The organism is Mycobacterium sp. SMC-18, assembly GCF_045310895.1.
In the GTDB taxonomy this organism is placed as follows: Bacteria; Actinomycetota; Actinomycetes; order Mycobacteriales; family Mycobacteriaceae; genus Mycobacterium.
Genome location: NZ_JBJIAL010000037.1, coordinates 1 through 22,643 on the forward strand (window position 1 = coordinate 1; position 22,643 = coordinate 22,643).

Consider the following 22,643-nt stretch of genomic DNA (forward strand, 5'->3'; position numbering starts at 1 on the left):
TGAAATCACCCTCCTATCAATGACGGGGGTCAAAATTCACCCGTCGACAGGGGGTCAGTTTTCAGGCGTCGTCAACAGAGGATGGCGAGCAGTCGTGTGCGCACACCCCGCGTTACCGGCAGGCAGTTGGACAGCACGTCGTCGTTGCGGTCCATGCGTTCCCCGCTCCTGTTTCGGTTCGATGGTTCTGGCGTGAATGGGTTGTGGCAGACCGCGTTTGGGCGAACGCGGTTCGCGTTTGCCTACAGCCCGATGGAGTTATCCGCGCTGAGCGCATGGAGGGTTCGCTGTTTGCGCGTCTGGAGGTAGTTGCGCAGCCAGGCTTGGTCCTCAGGGCTTAGCCCGGAGGCTTCCTCGTCAGTGTGGATGCTGTCCGCACCGCAGGTGTTGGCCCGTCCGTCCAGTGCCAAGCCGGCGCTCAGGAAGAACCTCGCGGCCAGCACTTCGCGGCGGATCGCGGCGGGGTCGAGCAGCGTGGTGGCGGCGCTGTCGATGGCTGCTTGGGCGTACTGGGCACGGCGAAGGTCGTCGCCGTCGCGGAGCGCGTCTTGCGCGGCGGCGATGTCCAAGCGGGCCTCGTCGAGCGCTTCACGAGCGGTGGTGGGTTCGACAGTCATGGTGTCCTCCACGGCGGTAAATCAATCAACTTTGCGTAAACATTAGCATGTTTACGGGTTGTGTTACCTGCTTCTCTCTGACATCATGAAGCGATGGACACACCACGCGCGGGCGCCGAGGATTCCAGCGCCCTCGCGCAGGGAGCTCCTGGTGTTGATTCAAATAGCACTGTGCCAGTTTGGATTCGGTCTCGATCACGGGCGTACCGACCTTTGACTGCCGATGCCGAGCGGTCGCTTCGACTCCGCGTGAACAACCCTGGATTGCAGCGTCGACGTGAACAGCTGCGGCCAGGCGGTAGCGCTGGATCGCTCTCCTCAGCGAGGCGACCGCGATGACCGTGTGCACCGTGCCGCACGCCGCACGCGCGGCGCGCTCGGTGCACCAGACCATCTTGACCCGCGACGGTGTATCCCTGGCCGTGTATGACAGCGGCCCAGTTGATGCCGAGCACACGGTCGCGCTTCTGCATGGCCTGTGCCAGGGCGCCGGCAGTTGGCAGGTGATCGACAAGGCGCTGCACGAACTGCTCGGCTGCGCGGTGCGGGTAATCCGATACGACCACCGTGGTCACGGCGACTCTAGCTGCGCGCCGATGAGCACGTATCACGTCGAACAGCTCGCCGACGACTTCACCGATGTGCTCATGGCGCTGCGGGTGAGCGGCTCTCTTACGGTCGCCGGACACTCGCTGGGTGGCATGGCGGCGATGACGTACAGCGCGCGATCGGTTGATCGACAGCCTGTGCGCCCGCAGGGGCTGGTGCTGGTGGCCACCGCTGCGGGAAAACTGTGCGATCGCGGATTGGGGCGGTTGTTGTCCACTCCTGCACCGGATTTCCTGTCCGCGTTGGTGGCGCACACCCCCGCTTACGCGGCTGAGCACGCGGTGCGAGCACTTTCACGGCCGGTCTGCGAGCTGGTCGGGCTGTGCCGGGGATGCGCTCGCGCCGAGCGACGTGTGCTGTGCTCGATGTGCAGTGCGGCGCTGTCGACGACGGCGCTGAGCACCGCTGCGGGGTTCCTGCCGCATCTGCGCCGCTTCGACCAGCGTGCTGTCTTGGGCAATATTGGTGCCGCCACCACCATTTTGAGCGGTGACGCGGACACCGTGACACCCGCAGCGCATGCGTACGAGATGGCCAGCGCGATTCCCGGTGCCCGGCATCGTCAGTTCCACGGCGCTGGGCACATGCTCTTGCACGAGCGCCCCGTGCAGGTCGCGGACGAAATCGCAGCTGTCGTGCGGTCGCTGCGCACTGTCGTGAGCGGGGTGGGCGCGTGATCATGGCCCTTGCTGAGCGTCCGCGAGCTGATTCTCAGGTACCTCACGCGGCGTCCCGCACACCGACAGCGTCGCCGAGCGGGGTGAGTGTTGAGGCCGTGTTCGCTGGCGGGGTGAACGGGGCGGTGCGTGATGCGCTGTACCAGTGGTATGAGCAGCACGGCCTCACCGTGGATGTGTTCGGCCCCTTCACTTTTGAGGCGGTCGCTTATGCGCGGAGGGTGGCCGGTATCGCCACGGCCGGCGAACACCTGTCCGCTGATGAGGCGTACCGCCGTGGCCTGTGCGTGGAGTGCGCCGCCGTGCCGTACAGCCCTGGCATGCTGCGCTGTGAGGTCTGCCATCGCCGATGCGTCAACCGGCGAGGTGAGCGCTGATGAGCGCCATTGTCAGCACCCCCACCGAAAAACCGTGGCTGCGTACACTTCTCAGTGGACGACCGCACCAGGTTATCCGCTCCGAGCGGGGCGTGTATCTGCACCGATACTTCCTCGTGCCGAGAAATCGTTGGCATAACTTGTATCTGCATCGCTTCGTTGGCTCCGATGATGCACCCGCCTTGCATTCGCACCCGTGGAGCTTCGCAACGCTGATCGTTTCAGGGTCCTACACCGAGGTCACCGAGAACGGTGCGCATTGGCGCGGCCCGGGGAGCCTGGCGTTTCGACGTGCCGGTCACCGCCACCGCGTACAGCTTCTTCGCGACGACACCGGCCGAGAGCAGACGTGCCTGACCATCGTTTTGACCGGTCGCCGCACCCAGGCATGGGGATTCTTCTGCCCCCGGCGTGACGGAACGTGGCGGTTCATTCCGTGGCAGAACTTCGGCGCAGGCGGATGCGGAGAGTACTCCAACGCCACCGACGGGCAACTCAGCGACACCAAAAGCAGACTAGACCAAGGGATTTGACGATGACAGCTCTGATGACGGCGGCGATCAATGAAACGGTCTTTCGATACGTGCGCCCGCTGCGCGGCGGCGAACACGGCGACCTGTTGGGGATCTGGTCCGGACACGACATCCTGTTCCTGACACGGCGCACGCCGGGCTGGGCGCTGCTCGATGCGCACAATCAGGTGTGGGGCTGGCATCGGCGCGAATCGGGGTGGTCAACCGCAACCGCCGCGTTCGACAGCTTCATCGCCGATCCGGTCCTGCGTGATCGTTTGGCGGCAGACGGATTTCATGTCATCGCCGACCACGGGCCGCTGCTGGAAGAGTTCATCCGCGCGAACCCGAGCTATGGACTGCCGCCCCTGGCCAGCGGCCCAACCGGGCGCCCGGCCGAGCCGATCCTGCCCAACTGGGGTGACCTTCTCGATCTGGCCCAGCACGCGGTGCGCGGCGCAGAAGGCCGATACGGCGCGTCGGTGGAGGACCTGCTGCGGGCCGACAATCGGAACTTCGCGCGGCCGGCGGTCTTCGACCGCGCGGTGATGCGGCGTTGGCTGGCCAGCGATGACACGTCCGCCGCGTTGAGCGCGATGCGCGCCGCCGCTGGGCGCCACGACAGCCCCAGGACAGCCGGTGAGGCATTCGCGCTGCTGGACCCGTCAGGGTGCAGCGGGTCTCCCGACCAAGACCACGTCCTCGACGTCCACCTGTCCGATGCCTGCGGTGACGGCGACTGGCTGATCGGCACCTGCCGGCACTGCTGGCATCCCATCGTCGAGCGCGAACACCCAGACCTGACGGTGACCACCTGGAGTCTATTCGGCGATCTGCGCTGACACCCCGTTCCCTTCGACCGCGCAGGAGCGTGCAATGACCTCTCTGGCTGACAACCCCGAACAGACCATCATGAAAGTGGTCGCCCCACAGGCGGCCTACGCCGTGTGCACCTTTGAAATTGACGTCGAGAAGTGGTCCCTACTGCCTGTTGCGGCGACCTCACATCAGGCCCGATGGGTTGACAGCATGTACGCCAATGCCATCTGCGAGCCGGCGGGACATTGCGAACCGGCTGACGATTGCCGCTGCGGCGCTTACGGCTATCGCAGCCTCCGGAAGTTGCGCGACGTCCACCGTCAGGCCACGACGCTCGTAGCGGTCATGAAGTACGACCCATCGTCGGCCGTCGAAGACGAGAACGAGGTGCGGGCCTTAACCGCAACGGTCGTGGCCTTCTGGATCAGCCCTGACTTGCCCAAGCGCCACGTAGCGGCGGCCGTCGTACACGACGTGACCGGGAAGCTGTGCATCGAATACGACGACCTGGACTGCATGTTGGCGCGGTACGACATCACCGAGCGATGGGAGGCTTGGGGCGGCTTGGACGAAGACATCGACGAGGAACTCCGGCCGGCTGCCGCCACCGACGGTGTCGCTCCCGTGCCTCGGTGGGCTCACGCACTCGGTTGGGATCGGCCAGTGCACACCGCCCGTGCGGTGCGCTCATGGGTGACGGTCGTGGGACGCCCTCTGATCGAATCGTTCTCTGGCGCCGTCCATTACGCCACGAAGACTGCCCGGACCATCGTGATGACGATTGTCATCGCCTGGTGTGCCGTCTTCACGCACGTCTACATCCACACGCACGTCACCCCATTCGCGTTCATCGATCCGGTGCTGTTGGCCGGCCACAGGCTGATTAGCGCCATCCTCGCGCCGCCGGTGATGCTGCTCACGATGTCCGCGTTGGGGCTGCTCGCACTGCTCGAGACGGTGCACGGGGCGCGGCCACTGCCGCGTCGTGCCGATCCGATCGCCTGGGCGATGACCGTGATCCTCCCGTTCGTGTACCTGTTCGCTGAAAAAACCGTGCTGGTTTTCGGCATGCTAGTCGTGCTCGCGGCGGCCAACGGCACACCGGAGCCCTCCGAGCTGGGTTGGTGCCTGGTTGCGATGTTCGTTCTGAACATCGTGGCGCGCAGCGCACCACCGTTCTGCGCAATCTACGGACACCTGCGCGTACTGCGGGCGCAGTCATCCTGGGGGGCGTCGACGGATGTATAAGGAGCCCCAGACACCGTATCTCGGCTTCATGCGACGCCAAGTCAACGGCCGCGACCAGCTCTATGTACCGCGCACGGCCGCACACTGCCTCATCTCCGCACCAACCGAGACAGGTAAAACCCGCCGCCTTCTCGCCCCCGCGATTTCGTTGTGGGGCGGACCGGCGCTGGTCGTGAACAGTAAAGACGACATCATCGACTTGGTGATGCAGTGCCGGCACGGGCCGACCGCAGTGATCGACTTCCGGCCCATCGCCAACCCGACCTACCCGGCCGGGGTTCAGTCGATGATCTACGACCCGACCACCACCATTGAAACGCCGCTAGAGGCGCTGACCATCGCTGAAAACATCATGCAGATGGCCACTGTCGGCATGGGCAGCGGCGCTGACCAAGTCTCCGACGGGGGAGTGTGGGAGTCACAGGCCTCCGGCCCGTTGGCCGCCTTCCTCTACGCGGCATCGCCCAACGGTAACGGCATGGGCATGGACTGGGTACTCAAGGCCGTCGACAACATGGACACCACCGAGAAAGGCGCCGCCGAACCGGGGTGGTTGCAAGCGGCGGCCCTGTGCCACCAGTATGAAGTGCTCGCCATCGGGATGACGAAAATCCTGAACATGGAAGCGCGGCAGCGTGATTCGGTGGCAATCACGATGCGCAAGGCGATCACCCCCTGGTTGCGCATGAGCCTGAACATTGCCATGGGCAGCGACATCCCGTGGACATTTGATCCCTCGTTCCTTGATCACCCACAAGCGACCGTGTTCATCCTCGCGCCCGCCGACGGCACCGTGGCCGGCGCAGCGGTGACAATGCTCGAATCTCTCTACCGACGCTGGCGAGAAAAGACCGCGCAGCGAGAGCAGATGCACCGGCTCCTCATCGCGATCGACGAGCTACCCAACACCGCGCCGCTGCCGAGTCTTCGCCGCATTATCGGGGAAGGTCGCGGGCTGGGGGTCAATGTACTGGCCTGCGTGCAGGACTCAGAACAGCTCGACACTGTCTATGGCCCGGTGTACGCCAACGAGCTCCGCAAGATTTTTCCGGCGAACATCATCATGTTCGGCGCACATGAAGAAAAGCTGCTCACCGGCCCCGAAAGCTGGTCTGGCCTAACCTTCCGCCGATCGGAGAGCTTCGGGCAGGCGGACGGTCACCGCAGCCTGAACAGCGACTTCGGTGCAGGGTTGCGATGGCAGGAGCTGCTGCCTCCCGACCGCGAACACGCCCGACTGATTATTCGCGGCGGTCTCGGCCACTGCGTCGAGATTCCCGACTGGAGCCGGTTCCGGGTCCTATACGACCAGGCGAGCGCAGCCGCGCTCCGACGAGCTGGCCGAGCGCCACTCGTGCCAGCAGCGTCAACCCGACCTAGCCCAGCAGCCAGCCGCATGAACCGACTACGGCAATTCATCGTCGGTGAATGACCGACGGCACAACACATCCGACCATCACAACGAGAGATCAACCGTTGAAGAACCTCACCCGAGCCGCCCTCGCCGCCGTGACCATCACGGTCGCCGGGTGCAGCCACCTACCCATCCCCGGCCTGACTGGCTCCAGCACAACGGGAATCACCGACGGGCCGTACACCCTGATCCAGGAGCCCCAGGCCGGCTACAGCACCATCAGTTCACACATCGACGGCGCCAAAAAGTCGGTCCGCGTCGTCATCTACGAACTGGCGGACGACGCCATTGAGAAATCGCTCGAGAACGCGAAAACCCGCGGCGACGACGTCAAGGTATTGCTGGACAGCGCATTTCACGGACAGCAAGTGAACCAACCGGCCTACACGCGGCTGCGAGCTGCCGGGGTAGACGTCAAATGGGCACCAGCGCGCACCATCGTGCATCAGAAGTCGGTCGTGATCGACGACGACACCGCCATCATCAGCACCGCCAACTTCGACGCGAAATACTACCCAACCGGACGCGACGCCATGATCGTTTCTACTGTGCCCGAACAGGTCTCGGCAGTCGCCGCGACATTCGACGCAGACAACGCCGTAACCGACACCGGCCGCCTATCACAGGCCATTGCCGCACCCGGCCTGATCTGGTCGCCCGCCGCCCGAGCCGAATACATCCGCACCATCAACGCCGCGCACGACGTGCTGAACGTGACCAGCGAAGAGCTAAAAGACCACGCTGCAGCGATTTCCATCGCTCAGGCCGCCCGCCGCGGCGTCCCCTGCAAAATCGTGCTCAACGCCGACGACGCGGACACGCCCGCCGTCACTCAAGTCAAGGACGCCGGCTGTGCCGTACGCGTCCTGCCCAAGTCGCCCAACGCTCTGTATATGCACGAAAAGATCGTCCTGACAGACGATTCCCTCATCATCGGCAGCCAGAACCTATCCACCAAGAGCCTGACCGAAAACCGGGAGCTGTCCATCCGGCTCGACAAGGCCGCTGCCCCGAACATTGTTGCGGCAGTACACAACCAATTCGCCGCCGACTTCGACAAAGCCACGCCGGCGTGACAACAAGGAGACCATCATGCCCACCGTTGAACCTGCCGCCATAGGAACCGATCACACCGCGCCGAACATCGTCGGCGAGCGTAATCAAGGAGCATCAACATGAGCACCACCCTGGCCGCACCCACGTTCCGCGCCGCGCTCGACGCTGGGCTCTGCTGGCTCTATGCCACCGAGCAACCCGACACCGCTCTCGTCGAACGCTGCGGCGTCCGGATCATCAGCGGAGACCGGATCGTGCGCTTCCTTCCCGTCGGCATGGAGGGACACCCGCTCATCGTCCTCGATGCCCGCATTCCCCGATGGAGGCCACGTCCGACAGAGTGTGGTATCGGCACCCTGCCTGAATGCGAATTAGCCTCTGTTGCTGCACAATTACGCGAACTCGGTGTCGCATCGAGCCGCTGGCACTACCACAGCACCACCGGCACGATCGTGCTATCCGTCTCCGCGCACCCGTCACTGCGCGCCGCCATCGAACGATTCAGCGCCGGCTGCCCATGGCACCACAGCCAAGTGTGCGATGCGCCGATCAGCGCCGGTGGACAGGGCTGCACCTGGCATACCGATGGTCACAATGCGGCGGTGTGGCCATCGGTCGCCGCCGACGCCATCGAGAACGCCCGCGCCCTCTCCCTGCTGCCGTCGAAGTGAGCGGCCATGAGCCTCCTGCCTGCCACGGCGCTCCTGATCGCCGACGACGACCCCGAGTTTGACGAAGACATTCCCACCATCTCGCCTCCGCACCGCAGCGGCCGGGCCGCCGGGTCCAACAGCACCCGCCCAACGTCGATGAACACCAGCCAATCGCACCACGGAGAACGTATGTCTCAGAACAGCTCAGCATCGGGCACGTGCCACGCAAACGACTGCGACACCCCGTGCACCGGTTTCATGTGCGGGCCACACTGGAAGCTCGTGCCCCCGGCCATGCGACTAGTCATTGAATCAAGCCCGCACCCCCACGCCGTGCCGCCGGCGATCGCCACAGCCGCCATTGCAGAGGTCGCCCACCGAGAATCCCGGACCAAACCAGCGGTCCGCCAGAAAGTCCGCCGGCATCCGGTCCAGCTCGCACTGTTCGGAGACGACCAAGTGCTCACGAAAGGAAAGCGCTGATGCAAAAGCCTGGCTGGCTGGAACTTGCCGGCGCCACCGCCCTCATCGTTATTGGACCGGGCAGCGTCCTCGTCGGCCTCACCACCACTCCCCGGCGTGACGTACCTGCATGGCTGCATGTCAGCGAGACCGACCTAGCCTGGTGCACGATCGGGGTCCAGGTGTCCCTCGCTGTCACCATCGTGTGCCTGGGCACGTTCGCGGTATTCAGTACCGTGTTAGGAGAATTCGGCTCAGCCCTCACGAGTGCGCTAGTGCTGGTCATGACGGCCCCGTTCGCGGTTCTTGCGCTGCCCGAAATCATGCTGAGCGACCGACACGCACCGCCCGACCCCGATATTCCGTTTGCGACCGACTTCGACTACCGCGCCTATCTGCCTCACCTGTTCGAGGCAGTGAAAGAGCCGGCGTTATGGTCGCTCACCGCCGCTGTGCTCCTGGGCGGAGTCCTTGGCGTCGCGGTTCGCTGCTGGCCACGTCCGGCTGAGCACGCACCGCTCAGCGCCGGCATGCTCATCGACGACCCCGCAGCCGTGTTCACACCGGAAGTTCCCTCAGGGCAGCGCGATTCATTCGCGTCGCGAAGGGAAGGGCGGCAGTAATGACACCAACGCTGGACGGCCAACAGCCCACAGGGTTTGAGGTGGAGGGCCGCCGCATCCACGACGTGCACTCCTTATCGTCGCAGCAGGTCCTCAGTGCTGCCAAAGCACTTCATGTACGGCCGCTGTGCCTGTGCCAGTATCCGCCTGTGCCGATGTACATCGCCAGCAGCGGGCACGAGCTCATCGTCAAGCGGATGCCGGGTACCGCAGGCAGCCATCACCATCGGTGCCGGTCCTGGCTGCCGCCGGAAGAACTGTCCGGATACGGCGCGGTAGCTGAGCAGTCCATCGTGGACAACCCTGCGGACGGAACAACGGTGCTGCGCCTGGGGTTTTCGCTGTCCAAATCCGCTGGTCGCGCAGCGCCCGAGCCTTCGGGAACTCCATCGGACACCGTTCAAGCCAGCGGCAACAAGTTGTCTCTAAAGGCGGTGCTGCACTATTTGTGGGACGAAGCCGAATTGACGACGTGGCAGCCAAGTTTCGCTGGACATCGTTCCTGGGCGGTGGTCCACCGTCGTCTGCGAATGGCGGTGGACGGCAAGCTGGTTCGTAAGAATCCGCTCGGGCCTGCGTTGTTCGTACCCGAGCCGTTTTCGGCCGACCGTAAGGCTGAGCTGGAACAGCGCCGCATCAAGGCGTGGGCAACAGCGCGGCGGCAACCGGGTAAAACCACGCAGCTGCTCATCGGAGTGGGCGAGGTCAAGGCGCTGGAAGCGACCAGTCACGGATTCAAGCTCCAGATCCGGCACCTGCCGGGGCATCCGTGGTTCCTCGAGGAGGATTTGTACCGCAAGCTCGCCAAGCGATTTGCCGTCGAATTGGAACACTGGCAGATGTCGGAGCCGGGCGATGTGCGCCTGGTGGCGATCTGCACCTTTTCGGTGTCGCGGGCCGGGTATGCGACCGTCGAACAGTTGTCACTGATGACCACGGACCGCAACTGGCTGCCGTTCACCGGCGATGCTGACCGCACCTTGCTGAGCACCGCTGTCGACGCGGGACGGTCGTTCCGGAAAGTGCTGGCGTACAACGGAAGCGCAACAACCATGGCGTCGCTCACGTTCACCGACACCACACCGCCAGTAGCGGCGTTCATCGACCGCCCCGCGGGCGACGCTGACGGCGAGGAGTCGATTGCCGGTGTGTCGGTGTGGAACTGGCGCACCGACGAGGACATGCCCGACCTTCCTCTCACGATGTCTGACCGCGCGGCGCGGAGCCCTTCGACCGAGCAGTCCGACGCTGATATTGAACCCCCGTCTGAGGGCTCCGGCTTATGAGGTGCGCCGCTACCGACGGTGTTGTGCCCGTAGCGCTTCACCGGCTGTGGCAAGGGCGTGGACCGGCGTCTGGGTGTCGGTGTTCTCGCGCATCCAGCGGGCAAGGCGGTCGGGGTCTGCGCCGGCGGCGATGAAAACCGACATGATGTTGATGTCGGAGCTGCTGGGCGTCTCGGAGGGTGTCACGCTGGTCCGCCTTCCCGGTTGGTGAGTGAGTGTACGAGGCGGTTCAGACAGCCAGTGGTTGTTCTCAGACTGCGCACGGGTCGTCGCCGTCTCGTACCGCCACAGTCACGGCGTCGCCGCCCGGGACCATCGACAGATCAGCCAAAGTCATCGACGCCACGCGCCCGGCTGCCTGATGTGGAACAGGAATCGAGCCGCATTCGGCGACGGTAGCGATACCGCCAGCAACGGGGGTGTTCCAGAGCGCGGCTTGTACCTCACTTAGGGAGCTACCGCCGCCGCTGAGCTCGTGCCCGTCGATCGAGACGAACCATCCATCGCTGCCCAGACCGGCGTGCCGGACTGTCACGCTGGCGACGTGGAAGTTGACCGCGGTTTCACTCATGCTCGGGCTGCCCCGTCCCCATGGACCTGCGGGGGAGTGCTGGCGGCGGGGCGGGGTACCACCCTCCGATCTGGTCGGCGAATTCAGCTGGAGTGAAAGGGCATCCGTATCTGGCTGTGCGCAGGTGGTCGGAGACGACGGCGAGGTGCATATTGATGGCGCGGCCCATGCCCGCCAGCTGCGGCAAGGGCTGGAGCGTCCACGGAATGTGGGGGGCGACGGTGATCAGAATGTGCGGTTCGCGGCGCGGGTTGGCGAGTTTGTCGCGCGAGCTTGCCGTGACCGTCAGAGTTCTCAGAAGTGCGTGGTCGTAGACGTCCAGTAGGCAGTGCGATTGCCAGCCCGCGGCCGCGGCGCCGGCATGAAGGCGGTCGCGGTCGGTGGCCCAGTCGCGTATCCAGGTGTGCGTTAGCCCCTCGCCGTTCTCGGCGGTCGCGAAGGTCCATGGTCGAAGTGATGTTGTCGGTAACATGTGTCGAACTCCTTGAAGTGGTTGAGGTTTCGCGCTCAGCGCGCGCTCGGGGCTGGCAGTGTCCACGACGTCGTGGAAGCGGCGTCGGTGAGGGCATCTTTGACGCCGACCGCGACCGCGCCGATCATCCACGCGGCCCCGATGGCGCAGACTGCTATGCCGGTCTTGACCAGGTGCAGTGATTGCAGGGACTGTGTGATCTGGGTGACCGGTGCCATGTCGACCGCCGATAGTGGTTCGCCGACGTCGAATACCGGTGGGGCCGTGAGGTCGTCAGGGCCGAACGGCAGATTGAGGTCGACCGGCGGCGGCGGCGGGGTGATTGGCCACCATGTCGCGGAGCCGTCGATGGCCAGCCACCCGTTCAAGATGCCGTAGATGCCGGCGACCGCGAACGTCGCGGGTATCTGCGCCAGCAGGTACGGCGCAAGCAGAGTCCGGTACAGGGAGTCGTCCGGTCTGTAGAGCAGGACGGTGAGGACCCCGATGCCGACGGCGGTAGCGAACAGCGCGGGGATCGGATAGGCGCGCAGCCGGGCCGGGATGTACTGGACAGTCAGCTCGTATAGGAGCTTGCCTGCCGCCCATCCCAGGGGCGCGAGCAGTGCGCTGGCCAGGACGATGATTGCTTCCAGGCTGATTTCCACGGTGGACCCTCTGCGAGCCCAGTGGGGGTGAGTCAGGTTGTCGTCATAGGGATTTGGTCGTGCGCCCGCTGTCATGCGGGTGCGTTTGCGGATCTGCCGGTTCAGTTTCTCGCCGCGCCGTTTTTGGAAGTTCCAGATGCCGGCGTGCTCGGTGATCCATTCGTGCCGCAGTTCGTCGTAACGATCAGGCGTGATCTGTCGCATGTGTGTTCACCTATTGTCGTTGTTGCTTTGATCTGTCAGACTCGACAGGCATAGAGGTGAGGGTAGTCGCTGGAGCGACTGTTGTCGCCAGGCAATCGAGGGGAGCTTTCGTGGGAGTGCCAACAGTCAGCGCGCTAGTGCTGTTTGCGCTGGTATTTATCGTTTTTCTGATGCTGGCATGCAGTGGCGGTGGGCGTCCGAAGCCGCCGGTCACGCAGGCGATGGTCGACTCGATTCCGACGTGGCCGGGACGCGAAAACATGCAGTCACGGAACACCACGTTGTCCACCGGCGGTGTTCACCAGGTGCCGAGTGCGGTGCCGGCGTGGCCGTCGATGTGGGTGGGTCCGGCACCGGTTACGGCGCCGTCGCCCGTGGTGGTCGACATGGCGCCTGCCCTGGTGCAGCGCCGTCAGCCCAGCGCATCAACGATGCGCGTGATCAGCCACCGGGCGGCCTCATGACCACCTCCGACGCACTCTCCGACGAGGACTGGGGACGCGGTCTGCAGCAGTACGGGCAGAGCAGCACCCCAGACAATGACCACGACGCCGAAGACCTCGGCGATGTCGATGTCGCCGCACTGATGGCTGACGACGATGACGACGCGCCGACGGGGCCGGTGGACCTCGACGCCGGGCAGGACGGACCGCCCAAAGAGCGGTTTGATCACAAGCTGCTGTGGGGCTTCGGCGGGCTGGTCGCCGCTGGTGTCGTCGCTGCTCTGGCGGGCTCGGTGATCCTGTATTCCCATGACAGCAAGCCCGCGCCGAATAGTGGCGGGTCGCTCAGTGAGCCGCAGGCGGTAGCGGTCGCGAAACCGCCGCCAAGCCCTGCGGCCGCTACCGACAGCCCCGGTAGGGACCGCTCACTGCCGTACACCGCCGATGCGAACGGATCGTGCGCGGAAGGCTCTACGCCCGCACAGACCATGAGCGGGACCGATCCGCACAATGCGTTCGTCTGCGTCCGGGGCGGCGGCGACGGCCAGGTGATCATGCTTGATCTGGGCCGCACTTACATGGTGACCGCCATCTCCTGCACGTGCGGCTGGGTCGGGCAGGACGCCAGCGGCGTCACGCAGTGGTCGCAGCACCGGGTTGTACGCCTGGTGCAGTACAGCTTTCCGGACAACCCATCGATCACGCCGATCACGCAGGACACCAAGGACGTGCACGGCGAAGCGATTCAGCCGCTCAAGCCCGTGCTGGTGTCGCGGATCAAGATGCTGATCCGCTGGACCGAGCGGCCGCCGGCGGACCCGGCCGCTGCGCCCACGACAGCACCGCGCCCCGGTGGCGGCCTGGCCAGCGTGTTTGGCGACTCAAACACCACAGGAGCGCCAATCCCGCCGCCGAACGTGTCCCCGCTGGGCAGCCAGGGCAGTGACGGCAGTGACCCGGTTGATGCCACGTTCGCCATCAGCACCCTGAAAATCCTTGGACACGAGGCGGTTTGATGATGGATCAACACGGCATCGACGCTGAGCTCCCGCACCTCATTCGACTGGATCGGAATATCCCGGGATGGATGCACGACCAACGAGCGCTGCAAACCACGGGCCGCGCGCTGACCTTGTGCTCCGCCATCTTCGGAGCGATGGTCGTCGCCGGCGCCGGACCGGAGCTGATGTTTCCCGCGAACATGACACCCGCAACCTTGGGGACGTTGCCCTGGGTCGCACTGTGGACGGTGGCCGTGTTGCTGGGCATGTGGCATGTAAACGCCGCCGCCATGCAGCACCGGATGCGCGCAGCCAGCCGCGAACTGCGATTCGAATCACTGAGCCGCGCAGCTGATTACGCCGAAGACGTCCTCACGCTCAGCGGGCACGGACCTGCCGACGTCACCTGGCGCGTTATGGCAGTGGCACCGCTGACCGCGCTCGTGTACGCGGCGTCCACGCGCGGCAACGGTGAAGGAATGCCGTGGGTGCGCGAGATGGTCGATCGCTTGAACACTGAGGGAGCCTCCGGGTGGCACGCGGCCTCCCAGGCGGTCGCCGATATCGACGAGAAGCTGCAACCAAGCATCGACCGTTGGGCTGTCGCGGACGCCGCTCAGCGCGGCAGCGTTGCGCTGGTCATGCGGGAGGCGGTCGGCAGCATGGCGGGAGCGCCGGCATGAAGCTCAACAAGACCTGGCAAGGGCGGGTGGGCGCATCGTCGTCGGCGCTGCGCCGCTACGGCACGATCGTCATCATTGTGCTGGCGGCGATCAGTGGTCTTAACACGCTGTGGGACTTCGCTTTCGGCCGTCCCACCGATGTCGTCACGCCGGCGCGCAGCATTGTGAACAAGTCCGCGGTGGTCAGTTCGTTCGCCGAGGACTACGTCACCACCTGGCTGACCGCCACCAGCTCCACCGGTAAGGCGCTCGGCCAGTTCGTGTCGGTCGACCCGTCCCATCTGAATCTGCCGACGACCCCGGCGCTGGTGATCGGTTCCCCGACGGTGGTGGCTGTAACGGCTGAAGGCACCGCCGCCAAAGACGATGCTGCCGAGGTGTACTCGGTGGTCGTCGGCATCAACCAGCGGCCCTACGACGCGGCGGCACCGAGTCGCGCGATGTACCGGGTCGCGGTGCTGTGGACCAAATTCGGTCCTCGCGCGGCAGGACTGCCGTACCGCGTCGAGGGGCCCGGTCCGGGCGCGGACCTCGCCCAGGACTACCCGACGACGCTGGCTCCGACCGATCCCGCCTACAAGGTCGTCTCGGGATTCCTCACGGCCTACCTGACAGCCTCCACAGGCGTCGAGCAGTTCGTCACGTCGGACTCGTTGTTGACCAGCCTGGGCGCGCCGTACGTGGCCCTCAAGGACGACAAAGGGAACCCGATATCGGTGGTCACCGCGGTCACCGCGGCCTCGGCCGTGCCCGCGCAGCCCGCCGACGGGCAGACCGCGCAGGTGCTCGCGGCGGTCACCGCGCTGTCCTCGCAATACGCGAACGTGTCGATGAGCTACCCGCTGACCCTGCGCGGCGTGGGCGGGCACTGGGCGGTTGCCGGGATCAACCGTTCACCGCTGATGTCCCTCAATGACGACATCGTGCCCGTACCGGTCACGAGCGCCCAACAATCGACGAACTGACCACCGGCAGTTCGGGTTTCACCACCAAAGGAGCACAACGACCATGATCGTCACCACCACACTGGCCGCAGGAGACCTCCTCACCGGCACCGTCACATTCTGGAACGACTTTCGCGTCCCCGGCGCGATCGGCCTGCTCATCGTGGGCGTTCTGACCGCAATCTTCGCTTACCACAAAGGATTCGGAGCCGCCGCCGGCAAGTTGATCGGCGCCATCGCCTTGGCGGCGATCACGCTGGGAGCCGCTGGTCTGGTCAACTCCGCACAGCAGACGATCGACAACCACACCGGCGGCATCACGCGCGGCCAGTACGGGCAGTAGCGCCTAAAACCTGAGGGGGAATGCGCACGTGAGCGACAACTACGACGAAAATAGCACCGCCCGTTCCTTCGGCGGTGTGATGGACTTCCCGATCCGTCTCGGCTATCTGGACGAGCACACCCGACTTCTGTTGGGGCCGTGGGGCAGATACGACGGCGCCGCCGTTGTCGTATTCGGTGGTGGCACCTGCTGGGCCACCTACCACTGGTTCGACTCCGGGCACGCCAGGTCCATCTTCATCTACGGTGTGATCCTCACAGCATTCCTGGTGTACCTGGCCCGGCAAATTCCGATCAGCCGACCCTCACCGGAGTACCGGATGCTGTGGCTGCTCAACAGTTTCATCGGCACACAGAGCCGGGCCGCCGCGAACGGTAAGCGCGACCCGTGGAAGTCGCCGCCGAAAGCGGTAATCGATAACCTCGTCTTCACCAAAGGTGGTGTCTACGCGGACTTTATCCTCTCCGGTCAGGCCAGTGGCATGGAGCCGTTCGAGCAGCGCCGCGTGCTTGCCAATGCCCACCGCCCCTTGGTCCGCCAGCTGCCGTCGGGCATGGTGTTTTGGGGCATGTCCGCACGGGTTGACCCGACGCTGCTGCTGCAACGCATGCTCAAAGGCCGCGAGCACCAGCCGCGCTGGGTGCGTGAGGTCCGCCAGTGGGAACCATTCGTACGCGAAAACCCTTTCTACGAAGATGTTTTCGGTGTCCGGATACCGGTCGATGCTGGCATGGCCGGCCGCAGCGGCGCCGGCGCAGTAGCGAAATTCGCGAGCACCGTCGTCGGTCGCGACCACGACGCTCCCGACACCCTCGAAGGGTTCCGCGCGATCGTCGACGAACTGCTCAGCAAGATTCCCGCGCAGTTCCAGGCGCGGCCGGCAACACCGCAGCAAATCCAGTGGCTGTATGAGCGGCACTGGACCAGGGGAGCGGTGTCCCGGCCCTTCCCGCATGCCGCTGGTGGTCCCCGCCAGCTGACCTCCTCCGATTTCGAGTGGATGCTGCCTGTCGAGTTCGACGAGGGTGACCAGCACGCCCGCAAAGCGCACCGTTCGTGGTGGCGGCGGACGTGGCCATCGCGCAAACCCGTTGTCGTGCTTCGCGGTCCCGCCGGTTCCAGCTACCAGACCCTACTGCCGGTGGCCGAACTGCCTCGCGGCGGACTGCGTTTTCCGGGCGCGGAAATCCTTCAATCCGCCTACGACGTGCACTTCGGCGCAGACGTCGATTGCGACTGGTACCAGCACGTGAGTACTACGGCCCGGGAAAAGGAGCTCAATCGGGTCGAACGTGCACAGCGCAACCTCAACGACCAGTCGTTTCAGACCTCAGGCGCCCGTGACGCGGACCTGGCAGACCGATACGCCGCGGGCGAAGACTACGAGCGGGAACTGAACTCGAGCTCGCTGGAACGGGCGACGCATTCGACAACCGTCCTGGCGATCGGGGCGGCGACCGAAGCGGCACGGGCGGACGCTGTGCAGCAGCTCAAGACGCATTTCGCCGAGGAACTGGACACGGTTCTCGCCGCACGTGGCGGCGCACAGTCATCGCTGTGGGAGATTGGACATCCCGGCAGCGAAGGGCGTGCCCCGCACAGTCAGTTCTCACAGCCGACCACCACCCGGCAGTGGGCACGCTACGCGCCGCTGGTGTCCTCGGTCCTGGGCCACGACACCGGTATTCCGTTCGCCCGCAATCTGGCCACCCGCCGGAACAAGATGGTGCTGCTCGACTTCGAGGGGATGAAGGACCGGCGCGGAGCACCGGGCATGCTGTGGTTCGGCGCGCCCGGCGGCGGAAAGTCGCAGTCCTGCAAGCGCGTCGTGGACAGCCTCATCAAGCGCGGCCACCAAGCCTCGATCATGGAGCCGGGCACGATGCGCGAATGGGTGCCGGCGTTGCGACACCATGGCGACCGCGTGGTCCTGATCGACCCAGTCGCCGGGCAGTGGTCGCTGGACGGCCTCAAGATTTTCCCGGGCAAAGACGCCGTCGAGCACACCCTCGACCACTTGTTGCCGATGATGGGCATGGACGCGGTGTCCGTACCGGCGCGCCAGTTCGCGCGGCTGTTGCGCCCCGACGACGGTGTCGCACATTCTCTTGGCGGTCTGGTCCGCTGGTTCAAAAACCTGGATCGCAAGGAATACGCCGAGTATGAGGAACTGGCCGACAGCCTGATCTATTTCTCCGAAAAAGACTACTGCCGAGCCATGTTCGACGAGTCGCTGCCCGCACCTCCCTTGTCGGAAAAGGACGCGGTGATCTGGACGCTCGGGGGCCTGCAGCTGCCATCGACGTCCGAGACCGAGGAAGTGCACCTCTATCGACGCCAAACGCCCCGCGCCAGGGCAGGTTTGGCGGTGTACGGCATGATCGCCTCGCTGACCCGTTTGACCTACACCGATCCCCGCACACGTCGCCCGGATGCCTTCGGGTTCCTCGTCGCCGAGGAGGCGCGCGAGTATTTCGCGTCACCGGTGGGACGCAAAGACGCTGAGCGTATGGGGCTACAGGGCCGCAAAGAGAAGTACGGGCTGCTGGCAATCTCGCAGTATGTCGAGCATTTCGAGGGCATCGGCATCCAGAATCTCCCCATGCGGGTCATCACCCCGTTCAAGCCGACTGACCGTGATTACGCACGAGAATCGTTCCGGCGCTTGGGTATTAATCCCGACGAATACCCGGAGGTGCTCGACACGCGTGTCCAGGAGGGACGCGGTCTGGCGTACCTGTTCGATGACCTGGGCCGCGTTGGGCTGGTCGACATGCTCGCCCCGGTGCAGCAGGAGTTGGTGGACGCGTTCGACACCCGCGATATGGCCGACGAGGGGTGGGCGGCATGAGCGAGACCATCGCCGCGTGGATGTACACGCGGCCACGCGTTCGGCGGGTATGGTTCATGTTCCAAGCGATCTGGGCGTTCTCGATCACCGCGGTGTACTTCGCGCCGAACGCGACCGCTGACACCCTCTCGGCGGCATGGAATTTCACCGGCCTGCATGACAGCTACGGCGTGCCGATCGGCGCGCACTTCGTTGCCGTGGTGCCGCTGACGGAGATGATCGGGTCCAATGGCCCGCAGTTCGGCGTCTCACCGGAGACGTGGGGGCCGGCGATCATGTCGTCCTTGGCAACCGCCGGCACCTATGCTCAGCTCAACGAGGCACTCGCCGCCGAGACGGCGTTCCTGATTTTCATCTGCTCGGTGGGCATCTGGATCGTCAAGTTCGCATTGGGCGTGGTGTGGCTGGGATGGCTGGCTGCCATCGCCGAGCCGATCGTGGAAACCCTCAAAATGATCGTCGCCAGGACGCACCTGCTTGCCGCCGGCGTCGGTGTCTGCGTCGTGGTCGGCGGATTCATCTGCCTCACAACGGGATACGCGGCTGGCATCGGTATCATCCTCAGCGGCTTCGTCGCGCTCATCCTGTTTTGGGTGTTGCTGCGCGACCCTGTTGGCGACCTCGTCAGCGACAACGGGGTGCTCGGGATGGGCCGATCCATTGGTTACTCGATCGCCCAGGGCGTGGTCAACAATGGGCCGGTCGCCGCCGGCGGCACCAGCGCCCAACTCGACACGCTGTGCTCCTGGCTGGTGGACGTCCTTGTGCGCGACATCATGCAACTGCTGACCTTCGGACAGGTGATCGACACCATCCCCGGCTGCGCCGCCAAATACAACGCAGGGCTGCTCAGCGGGATCGGCGACGCCCCCGCGACGTACATCAAGGCGTGTGCGCCGCAGGCGTACGAGCACGCGCTGCACCTCGACTTTCTGACCGTCGGGTTGTTCTTCTGCTGCAATCTGGGTATCTGCGTCATCCTGCTCGCGGTCGACTACATGGGCATGGAGGCATTCCGTGTCGGGTTCAAAGCCTTCTGGAATGTCCTGATCCTGGTGCCTGCTGCGGCGATGGCAACCTTCCCCGGTCCGCCTCGGCAGGCAGCCAAGAAAGCAGCTGCACGAATGCTGCTGCATGGCGCCGAAATGATCGCCGGCACAGCCGGTTTGGGAATCTTGGTGCTCATCATGGCTGGCGTGACTCGAGGCACGCTACCCGGCACGATCGGCATGACCGACCCTCTGGCCAAGGTGCTGGTGATGACGCTCATCGCTGTTGCAGGAGCGTTTGCCTTCCGGATTGCCCTCCTGCGGATGTTCGGCGACCGCGGTATTCCGGGCCCGATCCGGGCTGTGAAGGGCACGTACCGCACTGTCACCGGGGCTGCCCGCACCGTGAACGAAGTCGACTACGCCGGGCGGGTGATCAAGAGTGCCGGCGATCGGTTGCGGGACTTCCGCAAGTCGCGAGCCGAAGGCCGAAAGGGCGAGAACGATCCCGACGGCACCGGGCCGAAAGCGCCGGGGCGCAAAGCCCATCCACCCACCACCGGACCCGGGCGGGGCACCCCGGGCAGCAGTGCCAGTGGCGCCGGTCCGAATCGGCCGGGCGGCAACACCCCGACCGCGCCCCCCACGGGACCGCGATCGCCCAAGCCTCCCACCGGAGACGGCGTCGCACCGCCACCGTCAAGCGGTTCACGAGCCCGGTCGGCCGTCGCGCAGACGGGTCGTACCGCGGCCAAGGACGCGGCGTGGGCGGGAGCGACCGCTGTTGCCCCGGAGGTCGCGGTCCCCGCCAAAGCCGCCGCCACGGTGGCTCATCGCCTCCACCACGGCAACGGGCACGGACATGGCGGCGGATCGCACGGTGCGGCACCTGGTCGCGCGGTAGGCAATCAGCCTGCGGCGCAGCCCCAGAACCGTGTCGGGCAGCCACCCAACGGGTTGGGCCACAACAGCAGCTCGGCCAAACCCCAGGCGCCGGCGGTGGACACGCCGCCGACGGCGCCGCCCGGGCGCCAGGCCCCACGACCCGATGAGCGCCAGTGATCGACCCTTCGCCACCGACGCAGCCATTTTCAGATGACCACCACATACCTACCCGCGCGACGGCCGTCCGCACCGGACCGGCGTCCTATCGGAAAGAGCGAGACATGACGATGGCACTGACCACACACGACCGGACTGGCAACTGGCCTTCGCCACGTACCGACCGTGGACCGCAGCCACGCATGCACCGGGCCGGCCACCCCGCCGCCGTCGGCGCGGTATCGGTGGGCGCTGAAACTGAGTTCGCCAACCCGTTCGCCGCCGAGGCCCGCACGGAGGATCAGCGCCAGTCGGCACTGACCGCCTACGCCGTCTGGCTGGCCGGTCAACCGGACCGCATCGCGGCGACCCGCCAACTGGGCGGGCACGACCTGTCCTGCACCTGCGCTCTCGGTGATAGCACCTGCCACCGCAACGTGCTGCTGGACGTGGCCAACCCGCCACGCGACGCGTTCGCCGCCGAAGGCCACGCCATGGGACTGACGCTGCGGCGGCCGTGGGCATCGCTGCTGCTCATTCCGGAGACATTGGGTGGCAAGACGATTGAAAACCGCACCTGGTCGACCGACTACCGCGGACCGGTACTGATCTACGGCGGCACCCGCATCGACAGCGCCGGTGTTGCGGCGGCGACTCGAGCAGGCTTGGACACGTCCTGGCACGTCGACCAGCAGGGCTGGCTCGGCGCAGCGATGTTGGTCGATGTACACCGCTCACGCGGCTGCTGCCGACCATGGGGACAGCCGCATGTCCGCGACAACGTGCCCGTTTATCACTGGGTTTTCACGCATCCGCAGCGGCTGGCCAGCCGCACCTGGGGACGTGGCTTCGTCGGCCTTCGCCCCACGTCCTGGTCGGTTCTGATCCGCCGCCGTTTCCTCAACATCGCCACCTCGCAGAAAGGCACACGCTGATGACCGCAATGTTCGATGGCTCCTACGACACCGACGCTGAGCAGCGGATGAATGCTGAGCGGATGGCTGCGCATCGGGAACGCAAGCGCCGCGACAAACTTGCGGCCCGGATCGCCGTGCTCGACGAGGTGGTCACCGGGCGCACTGAGCTGCGGCGCGCCCGCCCCTCGCTGGGCGAGGTCGCCGAGTTCTTCGGGATCGACTGCGGTCCACTGCACACCCTTCTGCGGCTTCGTCGTGAGGAATTCCTTTCCGACGGATGGCGTCACGACCGGTGGACCGATGAGGCCATCATCCGGGCGGCATTGTTGCTCGAAGATGGCGAATCGGAGACAGCCGACGAAATCCGTTACCACCTGCGGGAAAGTGAACTGCCCGTGGTGTATACCTCGCACGCGCGGCGGATTGAGCAGTGCGGCAATGACTTTGCGCGTGCGATGAGCCTGATCGATGCTGTGCACGGGGGCGAGAGCCCAGTCGACGTGTGGCGGCGCCTTCAGGACATGCCCCGCTACGAGCTGCAATCGCTGGCTATCGCGGTCGCGGCGCTGGTGCCCGAGGGTGCCGACAACCTTGGCGCATACTTGAAACAAATTGCCGGCAGGAACGGCTCTGTGGCACAAGGCCTTGCCCTGCTCATTCCGCGGCCGTCCAAGCTGTACCGGCGGCGCCGCAATCCCGGCAGACGACGGTACGTTGACCAGCCCGGCGGTGTGTCGGTGACTGCACAGCGATGACCACAGCCGACACGTTGCTGCTGCGGGACAAGTTGATTGCTGAACTGTGCGCTAGCCCCGTCGCGCTGGCAACCGCTGAACTGGCCGCGCGGATGCCCGGGAAAGTGGAGCGCAGCAACGATTCCTGTGCACAGCTATGTCACCGCAGCACTCTCGGTCCAGGATTGAAAGTGCTTGAATGCCACCGCAGTTGGCATCTGGTGGAATATCGACGAGCCACCCACGGATACACCGGGATTTACCGCCATCTGCGTGCGCTGGAAGCCCAAGGGCTGATCCAGCGCACCGTCCGTGAGAACCGCAAAGGCGTGTACTGGATCTACAACGGCCCCGACGTCGTGGCCGCATCACCTAGCCACACCGGCGACGGTGGTGGTCGGCCGTAGCCCGGGCGGCCACCACCGATCACACACCTGCTCTGGAAGGGAC

The 22,643-nt window shown here is 65.3% G+C and carries 25 protein-coding genes; 20 read left to right on the forward strand and 5 right to left on the reverse strand.

What is annotated here, in order from left to right:
- Positions 1–242: 242 nt before the first annotated feature.
- Positions 243–617: a hypothetical protein gene (locus ACJH6J_RS23735; protein ID WP_406775328.1), complete on the reverse strand. Its 375-nt coding sequence runs from the start codon at positions 615–617 to the stop codon at positions 243–245.
- Positions 618–1,012: 395 nt separating this feature from the next.
- On the opposite strand from ACJH6J_RS23735, the gene ACJH6J_RS23740 reads away from it, so the two are divergent.
- The 10 genes from ACJH6J_RS23740 to ACJH6J_RS23785 all read left to right on the forward strand — a co-directional run bounded on the left by ACJH6J_RS23740 (position 1,013) and on the right by ACJH6J_RS23785 (position 10,353).
- The gene (locus ACJH6J_RS23740; RefSeq protein ID WP_406804623.1) at positions 1,013–1,903 is read left to right on the forward strand and encodes an alpha/beta fold hydrolase; all 891 of its coding nucleotides are present in this window, start codon (positions 1,013–1,015) and stop codon (positions 1,901–1,903) included.
- Positions 1,904–2,016: 113 nt separating this feature from the next.
- Positions 2,017–2,280 carry a hypothetical protein gene (locus tag ACJH6J_RS23745; protein WP_406804624.1) on the forward strand — a complete coding sequence of 88 codons (264 nt, stop codon included), beginning with the start codon at positions 2,017–2,019 and terminating at the stop codon, positions 2,278–2,280.
- A complete protein-coding gene (locus tag ACJH6J_RS23750; RefSeq protein WP_406775331.1) occupies positions 2,280–2,813 on the forward strand; it encodes a hypothetical protein in 534 nt (177 codons plus the stop codon). The genes ACJH6J_RS23745 and ACJH6J_RS23750 overlap by 1 nt, the downstream gene beginning before the upstream one ends.
- A gap of 2 nt (positions 2,814–2,815) precedes the next feature.
- Positions 2,816–3,634 carry a hypothetical protein gene (locus ACJH6J_RS23755; protein WP_406775332.1) on the forward strand — a complete coding sequence of 273 codons (819 nt, stop codon included), beginning with the start codon at positions 2,816–2,818 and terminating at the stop codon, positions 3,632–3,634.
- Between the two features lie 34 nt (positions 3,635–3,668).
- Positions 3,669–4,859 carry a hypothetical protein gene (locus tag ACJH6J_RS23760; RefSeq protein WP_406775333.1) on the forward strand — a complete coding sequence of 397 codons (1,191 nt, stop codon included), beginning with the start codon at positions 3,669–3,671 and terminating at the stop codon, positions 4,857–4,859.
- Positions 4,852–6,291, forward strand: a complete 1,440-nt coding sequence (locus ACJH6J_RS23765; protein WP_406775334.1) for a type IV secretory system conjugative DNA transfer family protein — start codon at positions 4,852–4,854, stop codon at positions 6,289–6,291. The genes ACJH6J_RS23760 and ACJH6J_RS23765 overlap by 8 nt, the downstream gene beginning before the upstream one ends.
- Positions 6,288–7,349 (forward strand): phospholipase D-like domain-containing protein, encoded by a 1,062-nt coding sequence (locus ACJH6J_RS23770; protein ID WP_406804625.1) that lies wholly within the window; start codon positions 6,288–6,290, stop codon positions 7,347–7,349. The genes ACJH6J_RS23765 and ACJH6J_RS23770 overlap by 4 nt, the downstream gene beginning before the upstream one ends.
- 99 nt (positions 7,350–7,448) lie before the next feature.
- Positions 7,449–8,000, forward strand: coding sequence for a hypothetical protein (locus ACJH6J_RS23775; protein ID WP_406775336.1), 552 nt, complete (start codon positions 7,449–7,451; stop codon positions 7,998–8,000).
- Positions 8,001–8,464: 464 nt separating this feature from the next.
- Entirely contained in the window at positions 8,465–9,067 is a 603-nt protein-coding gene (locus ACJH6J_RS23780) for a hypothetical protein (RefSeq protein WP_406775337.1), read from the forward strand.
- Entirely contained in the window at positions 9,067–10,353 is a 1,287-nt protein-coding gene (locus tag ACJH6J_RS23785; RefSeq protein ID WP_406775338.1) for a DUF1173 family protein, read from the forward strand. The genes ACJH6J_RS23780 and ACJH6J_RS23785 overlap by 1 nt, the downstream gene beginning before the upstream one ends.
- Positions 10,354–10,362: 9 nt before the next feature.
- Here the strand turns inward: ACJH6J_RS23785 and ACJH6J_RS23790 are convergent, their stop codons facing one another.
- The 4 genes from ACJH6J_RS23790 to ACJH6J_RS23805 form a co-directional block, all read right to left on the reverse strand.
- Positions 10,363–10,539: a hypothetical protein gene (locus tag ACJH6J_RS23790; RefSeq protein WP_406804626.1), complete on the reverse strand. Its 177-nt coding sequence runs from the start codon at positions 10,537–10,539 to the stop codon at positions 10,363–10,365.
- Between the two features lie 64 nt (positions 10,540–10,603).
- Positions 10,604–10,924: a hypothetical protein gene (locus tag ACJH6J_RS23795; RefSeq protein ID WP_406775340.1), complete on the reverse strand. Its 321-nt coding sequence runs from the start codon at positions 10,922–10,924 to the stop codon at positions 10,604–10,606.
- Positions 10,917–11,396 (reverse strand): hypothetical protein, encoded by a 480-nt coding sequence (locus ACJH6J_RS23800; RefSeq protein WP_406775341.1) that lies wholly within the window; start codon positions 11,394–11,396, stop codon positions 10,917–10,919. The genes ACJH6J_RS23795 and ACJH6J_RS23800 overlap by 8 nt, the downstream gene beginning before the upstream one ends.
- Positions 11,397–11,431: 35 nt before the next feature.
- Positions 11,432–12,247, reverse strand: a complete 816-nt coding sequence (locus tag ACJH6J_RS23805) for a hypothetical protein (protein WP_406775342.1) — start codon at positions 12,245–12,247, stop codon at positions 11,432–11,434.
- Between the two features lie 170 nt (positions 12,248–12,417).
- On the opposite strand from ACJH6J_RS23805, the gene ACJH6J_RS23810 reads away from it, so the two are divergent.
- From ACJH6J_RS23810 to ACJH6J_RS23855, 10 genes are all read left to right on the forward strand, one after another.
- Positions 12,418–12,711, forward strand: coding sequence for a hypothetical protein (locus tag ACJH6J_RS23810; RefSeq protein ID WP_406775343.1), 294 nt, complete (start codon positions 12,418–12,420; stop codon positions 12,709–12,711).
- Positions 12,708–13,706: a hypothetical protein gene (locus tag ACJH6J_RS23815; protein WP_406775344.1), complete on the forward strand. Its 999-nt coding sequence runs from the start codon at positions 12,708–12,710 to the stop codon at positions 13,704–13,706. The genes ACJH6J_RS23810 and ACJH6J_RS23815 overlap by 4 nt, the downstream gene beginning before the upstream one ends.
- A gap of 71 nt (positions 13,707–13,777) precedes the next feature.
- Complete coding sequence (locus ACJH6J_RS23820; protein WP_406775345.1) at positions 13,778–14,374, forward strand: hypothetical protein; 597 nt, start codon at positions 13,778–13,780, stop codon at positions 14,372–14,374.
- Positions 14,371–15,339: a conjugal transfer protein gene (locus ACJH6J_RS23825; RefSeq protein ID WP_406775346.1), complete on the forward strand. Its 969-nt coding sequence runs from the start codon at positions 14,371–14,373 to the stop codon at positions 15,337–15,339. The genes ACJH6J_RS23820 and ACJH6J_RS23825 overlap by 4 nt, the downstream gene beginning before the upstream one ends.
- Positions 15,340–15,382: 43 nt before the next feature.
- On the forward strand, positions 15,383–15,661 hold the full coding sequence (locus tag ACJH6J_RS23830) for a hypothetical protein (protein ID WP_406775347.1): 279 nt from the start codon (positions 15,383–15,385) through the stop codon (positions 15,659–15,661).
- Between the two features lie 28 nt (positions 15,662–15,689).
- Positions 15,690–18,512: an ATP-binding protein gene (locus tag ACJH6J_RS23835; protein WP_406775348.1), complete on the forward strand. Its 2,823-nt coding sequence runs from the start codon at positions 15,690–15,692 to the stop codon at positions 18,510–18,512.
- Positions 18,509–20,563: a hypothetical protein gene (locus ACJH6J_RS23840; protein ID WP_406775349.1), complete on the forward strand. Its 2,055-nt coding sequence runs from the start codon at positions 18,509–18,511 to the stop codon at positions 20,561–20,563. Before ACJH6J_RS23835 ends, ACJH6J_RS23840 begins: the two co-directional genes overlap by 4 nt.
- A gap of 104 nt (positions 20,564–20,667) precedes the next feature.
- Positions 20,668–21,477, forward strand: a complete 810-nt coding sequence (locus ACJH6J_RS23845) for a DUF4326 domain-containing protein (RefSeq protein ID WP_406775350.1) — start codon at positions 20,668–20,670, stop codon at positions 21,475–21,477.
- The gene (locus ACJH6J_RS23850) at positions 21,477–22,214 is read left to right on the forward strand and encodes a hypothetical protein (RefSeq protein WP_406775351.1); all 738 of its coding nucleotides are present in this window, start codon (positions 21,477–21,479) and stop codon (positions 22,212–22,214) included. The genes ACJH6J_RS23845 and ACJH6J_RS23850 overlap by 1 nt, the downstream gene beginning before the upstream one ends.
- Positions 22,211–22,600 (forward strand): hypothetical protein, encoded by a 390-nt coding sequence (locus ACJH6J_RS23855; protein ID WP_406775352.1) that lies wholly within the window; start codon positions 22,211–22,213, stop codon positions 22,598–22,600. The genes ACJH6J_RS23850 and ACJH6J_RS23855 overlap by 4 nt, the downstream gene beginning before the upstream one ends.
- Positions 22,601–22,643 lie beyond the last annotated feature (43 nt).